We start from the raw sequence: 5,755 nt of genomic DNA, 5'->3' as shown, positions 1-5,755 counted from the left end.
GCACGGTGTCCGGTTTCGTGTGGTCGTCGCCGTTCGCGCGAGAATCGTCGTCAGCCACGGAGCACCTCCACGCGCCCGTTCGCAGTGGTCAAGTCGAGTTCGACGTGTCCGCCACCGGGTCCGTCCGGGCCGTTGTCGGTGACGCTGATCCGGCTGTTGCTGCCGTTCGCCTGCGAGCCCAGGCATTCGGCGGACCCGCCGTCGGCGCCGCATTCCGCGGTGACGTCCACGTTTGGCGGCAGCAGCACGCGGATCAGACCGTTGGTCGTTTCCGCGCTGGTCGCGACGCTCTCGCCGGCCGGTATGCGCAGCGGCCGGAGGTCGAGCGAGATCAAGCGCGAGCCGCCCTGGTAGGAACTTTCCAGGTCGGCCGGGCTGGCGGCGACGACGATCCGGTCCGCGTTGACCTGCGGCGGCCGGTAGTTCACCTCCCGGTGCTCCTCGTTCATGCCGAGCAGCAGCGCCAGCGCTCCGACCGGCAGCGCGAACGCGATCAGCCCGCGGCCGCCGTGCAGGAACGCGCCGACCAGCATCCCGACGCCGAGCACGCCCAGCGCTACCGCGAGCGCTCGTTCGTCGCCGCCTTCGTAGAGCGCGGCCGCCCCGGCCAACACGGCGAGCAGCACCGTCCCCCAGGTGATCCAGTGCCGCTTGCGCGGCGGCTCAGCCTGCACTTCCGGCGGCTCGGGGAGGTCCCAGGCGAACGGGGCAGCGCCGAGCGGGTCCCACGCCGGTGGCTGCTCCGCGGACGACCCGCTACGGGCCTCGGCCGCGGAGTCCGCGTAGACCCACACGTTGTCCTGCTGCGGCCGTTCCGGCGCCGAACCGCGAATCGCCCGGTCCTGGTAATTGCGGTGCAGCAAGAACAGCGCCGCGAGCCCCGCGGCGAACGCGACGAGTCCGACCGAGTGCAGCGACGCGAACGCGATCGGCGCCCCGAACAGCACCACGAGCACGACTCCCAGCACCGACAGGGCCTGCCGCGTGCCGCTGGTGACCCGCGACTGCTCCGGCGGCAGCACGAGCCATCCCAGCAGGTACAGCGCGATCCCGGCGCCACCGGTCAGCAGTGCCACGATGAACACCACCCGCACCAGCACCGGATCGATGCCGTAGCGCTGTCCGATGGCCGCCGACACCCCGGCGATCTTGCGGCCGTGGCGCGGCCGGGCCGGTCGGCTCTCCCACATCTCGCGCAGTGTGTCGCGGACGCTCCCAGTCATGCCGCCGACTATCCGCGAGCGCCGCGGCCCGGCACATCGGGGAAATCCCTGACCGCGACGGGTGCTGCCCTGGAGATTCCCCGATGACCGCGCTCGCGTGCGCGTGGAACCATCGAGTTCGTGAGCATCCGGTCCCGGAAACGAACCGACGCGGCGTCCGAACGCAGTGCGGCGCCCGACCGCAGCGGAGCGCACCGCGTCCTCGCCTATCCGAAGCTGTACCGGCGGCGCGGCGGGCGACTGATCGCCGGGGTCTGCGGCGGGATCGCCGACCACCTGGACGTTTCGGTGCTGTGGGTGCGCGCGGTGTTCGCCGTGCTCGCCGCGTTCGGCGGGGCCGGCGTGCTGGCCTACGGGATCCTGTGGGTCTTCGTGCCGCAGAGCAGCGGTGCGGAGCGGCCGCTGTCGGACCGGGAGCGCCAGCAGGGGCTCGGGCTGATCATCCTCGGAATCGGGCTGGTGGCCGCCGTCGCTCTGCTGGGCATCCTGCCCGGCTGGCTGACCGGGCCGCTCGGGGTCGCGCTGGTCGGTGCCGCCGTGGTGTGGCGGGAAGCCGACGAGTCGCAGCGCAGGCGCTGGCGGGAAGGCGCCCGGTCCGGCATGGCGGGCGCGGTGCTCGGCGGTGGCGGTCGCTCGGCCGTGGTGCGGATCGTCTCGGGCGCAGCGCTGGTGGTGATCGGCGCCGTGGTGTTCCTGGGCGGGTCCGCCAGCGTGAGCGATCTGCGGTTCGCGCTGCTGTCCACGATGACCGCGCTGGTCGGCGCGGCGGTGCTGACCGTGCCGTGGTGGATGCGGCTGGTGCGGGACCTGAACGTGGAGCGCGCGGGCCGGGTCCGCTCGCAGGAGCGCGCCGAGATCGCCGCGCACCTGCACGACTCGGTGCTGCAGACGCTCGCGCTGATCCAGAAGCAGGCGGGTTCGGAGCGCGAGGTGCGCAGGCTCGCCCGCGGGCAGGAGCGGGAGCTGCGGAACTGGCTCTACGGCCCGGACGGGTACGGGCGCGGCGGTTCCGGGCAGGGGTCCGGCCAGGTCGAGTCGGCCGGGCAGGAGCAGGCCGCGACGCTCTCGGCGCAGCTGACCGAAGCGTGCGGGGAGATCGAGGACGCCTTCGCGATCGAGGTGCAGCACGTCGTGGTCGGCGACTGCGAGCTCGACGAGCGGCTCACGGCGCTGCTGGCCGCCGCGCGCGAGGCCGTGGTGAACTCCGCCAAGCATTCGGGCACCGGTGAGGTCAGCGTCTACGCGGAAGTCGAACCCGAGCAGGTCTCGATCTTCGTGCGGGACCGCGGCACGGGATTCGACCCGGAGGCGGTGCCCGCCGACCGGCATGGCTTGGCCGACTCGATCCGGGGCAGGATGGGGCGCAACGGCGGCGCCGTGCGGCTCAAGACCGCGCCCGGCTCTGGCACCGAAGTGCAACTGGACATGCCCCGGCAGGCGCACCGGCGAGCCGAGGGCGGGCCGACCAAGGAGGACCAGTCGTGACAGCAGCAGATCAGCCCGGCCCGGTGCGGGTGTTCCTCGTGGACGACCACGCGTTGTTCCGCTCCGGGGTGCGCGCCGAACTGGCCGGTGCCGCGGATCGGGTCGAAGTGGTCGGGGAGGCCGGTTCGGTCGCAGAGGCCGTCGCGGGCATCGGGCACTACCTCCCGCAGGTCGTGCTGCTCGACGTGCACATGCCCGACGGAGGCGGCGCGGAGGTGCTGCGCCGCACCCGCACCGAGTACCCCGACGTGGTCTTCCTGGCGCTGTCGGTCTCCGATGCCGCCGAGGACGTCATCGCGGTGATCCGCGGCGGAGCGCGCGGCTACGTCACCAAGACGATCTCCGGGCGGGAACTGGCGGACGCGGTGTGCCAGGTGGCCGGTGGTGATCCGGTGTTCTCCCCGAGGTTGGCGGGGTTCGTGCTGGACGCCTTCGCGCAGGGGCCGGACTCGGCTCCGGTGAGCGATCCGGAGCTGGACCAGCTCACCCCGCGGGAGCGGGACGTGCTGCGGTTGCTGGCGCGCGGGTACGCCTACAAGGAGATCGCTTCGGAGCTGTTCATCTCGGTGAAGACGGTCGAGACGCACGTGTCCAGCGTGCTGCGCAAGACGCAGCTGTCGAACCGCTACGAGCTCTCCCGCTGGGCCAGCGACCGCAGGCTGGTCTGAGTCCTCACTTCATCGGATTGTTGGTGGCGAGGTCCGCGTAGAGCTGCGAGCCGGCCCGCAGCACCGACCTCACTCGCTGCACCCGCGCGCGTGCCGCGCCGGGCCGTCCCTGCCGGGACAGCGCTACCCCGAGCAGGACCAGCGCGATGCCGCCCACAACGCGCCCGCCGATCTGCTCGCCGAGCACGAGCCAGCCGAGCAGCACCGAAACCACCGGCATCACGTAGGTGACGGTGGAGGCGGCCGTCGGTCCCTCGTCCGCGATCAGCCGGTAGTTCAGCGCGAAGCCGACGCCGGTGCCGAACACGCCGAGCACCGCGACGGCCAGCAGCGCGGCGGGCTCGAAGCGCACCGCCGGGAAACCTTCGACGGGCAGCGCCAGCACCGCGATCCCCGCTGCCGCGGTCAGCTGCATCCCCGCCATCGCCAGTGGCGCCGGAGCATCGCCCGAGCTCCCGGTCAAGTGCCGTCCGATGTAGACGTACCCGATGCCGTAGCTGGCGGCGGCGGCCAGGCACGCGAGCACTCCCGGGCCCGCGCTGACGGCCTGCCACGGCGCGAGGATCAGCAGCACGCCCGCGAAACCCAGCGCCAGGCCGCCGAGCTTGCGCGGCGCGAGCGCGCGCTGCTGCCCGAACAGGAAGCCGAACAGCAGCGTCCACAGCGGAGTGGTGGCGTTCAGGACTCCGGTCAGCCCGGAGTCCACGGAACGCTCGGCGACCCCGTAGAGCATCCACGGCAGGGCGCTGGCGAACAGCCCGGCCACCGCGACGTGCCGCCACAACCGGCGGTCCGAGCTGAGCCGGATGCCGCGCAGCGCGCACAGCACGACCAGCACCAGCGCACCGAGCACGATCCGGGTGAACGCGATCTGCACCGGCGACATCGCGGTGAGCGCGATCTTGATCAGCAGGAAGCTCGCGCCCCACAACACCGCCAGCGCGCCGAGTCGCAGGTAGCTGGCCGAAGAAGTCATGATTCCCCCTGGTTCCGTCCGCAACCTGCGGACGCCCGTGCCGCGGTTCGCGTGAGTTCCGCGCCGATGACTCCAGCTTCGCCACCGAGGACTCGTTAGCACAATCGAAATATTCTGAACGGATCTTTCAGCAGTGCTGTACGGTCGAGTCATGCTCGACGCCCGCCGGATGCAGGTGCTGCGAGCCGTCGTCACCGGCGGCTCGATCAGCTCCGCCGCGAGCAACCTCGGCTACACGCCGTCCGCGATCAGCCAGCAGATCAGCGCGCTGGAACGGGAAGCGGGCACCGCGCTGCTGGAGAAGGTGGGCCGCGGAGTGCGCCCGACCGCCGCAGGCAGCCTGCTGGCCGAACGCGCCGCCGGGCTGGCCGACCTGCTCGCCGATGCCGAAGCCGACCTCGCCGACCTGCGCGCAGGGCGCACCGGCAGGCTCCGGGTGAGCTACTTCCACACCGCGGGCGTGGGGCTGATCCCGCCTGCCGCGGCGAAGTTCCGCGCGCAACTGCCGGGGGTGCGGCTCGACCTCAAGATGATCGACGAAGGCACCCTCGGCGAAGTCACCACCGGCGAAGCCGACGTCGCCGTGATCGTGGTCGGCCGCGAAATCCCCGAATCGCGCGGAATCCGGGTGCAGCACCTGGTCGACGAGCCGTACCGGGTGGTGCTGCCGCGCGGGCACCCGCTGTCCGACGAGGAACCGATCGACCTGGCTCGGCTGGCCGACGAGTCCTGGGTGCTCGGCGGCGTCGGCCCGGGAGGGCCCTGCGAGGAGTCGCTGCGGGACGCGTTCGGCAGCGCCGGTTTCGCGCCGCGGATCGCGCTGGAAACGGAGAACGACTACGCCACGCAGGGATTCGTCGCGGCCGGAATGGGCATCGCGCTGCAGCCGCGGCTGGCGCTGGGGATCGTGCATCCCGGTGTCGTGATCCGCGACGTCTGCCGCCCGGTGCCGGTGCGGCGGATCTACACCGCCGTGCGCGAAGCGGTGGCCGACCAGTCGGCTACCCGGACGCTGCTGTCGACGCTGGCCGAGATCGCGGCGGCCTGAGCGGCGAGTGCGTTGCCCGCGCCGCCGGCTAGCCGATCCGGGAGTCGCTGTTGATCAGCGGCTCACCATCGCGGGCGACCATGCCGAGCAGGTGCCTTTCGCGGCTCTTCTTCCCGTTCTTCTCGAACTCCAGCTGCACCAGCACCTTGGAACCCGCCGACTTCGGCTTGCCGAGCACCTTCACGTCGTCGACGGACTCCCAGAACGACTCGTAGCTGTCCTTGCCCATGGTCTGCATGTTCGGCCCGAGCAGCGACCACGACTTGTCCAGGTCGTCGGGAACCAGCGAGTAGTAGGTCTTGACGGTGTTCTCGACGTCGTCGTTGGTCGGCTGCTTGTCCTTGTCCTTGTCCTT

The 5,755-nt window shown here is 71.7% G+C and carries 5 protein-coding genes and 1 pseudogene; 3 read left to right on the top strand and 3 right to left on the bottom strand.

From position 1 onward, the window contains the following. Positions 1–50 precede the first annotated feature (50 nt). Positions 51–1,223 (bottom strand): PspC domain-containing protein, encoded by a 1,173-nt coding sequence (locus IJH84_RS04600; protein WP_295140595.1) that lies wholly within the window; start codon positions 1,221–1,223, stop codon positions 51–53. A 120-nt stretch (positions 1,224–1,343) separates the two neighbouring features. Here IJH84_RS04600 and IJH84_RS04595 point away from each other — a divergent pair, with 120 nt between their 5' ends. Next, positions 1,344–2,708 carry an ATP-binding protein gene (locus IJH84_RS04595; RefSeq protein ID WP_295140593.1) on the top strand — a complete coding sequence of 455 codons (1,365 nt, stop codon included), beginning with the start codon at positions 1,344–1,346 and terminating at the stop codon, positions 2,706–2,708. After that, positions 2,705–3,376, top strand: a complete 672-nt coding sequence (locus IJH84_RS04590; protein WP_295140590.1) for a response regulator transcription factor — start codon at positions 2,705–2,707, stop codon at positions 3,374–3,376. Before IJH84_RS04595 ends, IJH84_RS04590 begins: the two co-directional genes overlap by 4 nt. A 4-nt stretch (positions 3,377–3,380) precedes the next feature. On the opposite strand, the gene IJH84_RS04585 is transcribed toward IJH84_RS04590, so the two are convergent. Then, the gene (locus tag IJH84_RS04585; RefSeq protein ID WP_200068492.1) at positions 3,381–4,352 is read right to left on the bottom strand and encodes an EamA family transporter; all 972 of its coding nucleotides are present in this window, start codon (positions 4,350–4,352) and stop codon (positions 3,381–3,383) included. 151 nt (positions 4,353–4,503) lie between these two features. Here IJH84_RS04585 and IJH84_RS04580 point away from each other — a divergent pair, with 151 nt between their 5' ends. Then, complete coding sequence (locus IJH84_RS04580) at positions 4,504–5,400, top strand: LysR family transcriptional regulator (RefSeq protein WP_295140586.1); 897 nt, start codon at positions 4,504–4,506, stop codon at positions 5,398–5,400. Between the two features lie 28 nt (positions 5,401–5,428). Here IJH84_RS04580 and IJH84_RS04575 read toward each other — a convergent pair. Beyond that, a pseudogene (locus IJH84_RS04575) lies at positions 5,429–5,755 on the bottom strand (serine/threonine protein kinase); the annotation flags it as partial.

The organism is Saccharopolyspora sp., assembly GCF_017434145.1.
GTDB lineage: Bacteria > Actinomycetota > Actinomycetes > Mycobacteriales > Pseudonocardiaceae > Saccharopolyspora_C > Saccharopolyspora_C galaxeae.
Note: the sequence above shows the minus strand (reverse complement) of the source record. Positions and strands in the feature narration are given on the sequence as shown.

Coding starts and splice junctions, on each gene's coding strand:
- IJH84_RS04585 (WP_200068492.1), bottom strand. CDS start 4,352: ATGACTTCTTCGGCCAGCTACCTGCGACTCGGCGCGCTGGCGGTGTTG.
- IJH84_RS04580 (WP_295140586.1), top strand. CDS start 4,504: ATGCTCGACGCCCGCCGGATGCAGGTGCTGCGAGCCGTCGTCACCGGC.
- IJH84_RS04600 (WP_295140595.1), bottom strand. CDS start 1,223: ATGACTGGGAGCGTCCGCGACACACTGCGCGAGATGTGGGAGAGCCGA.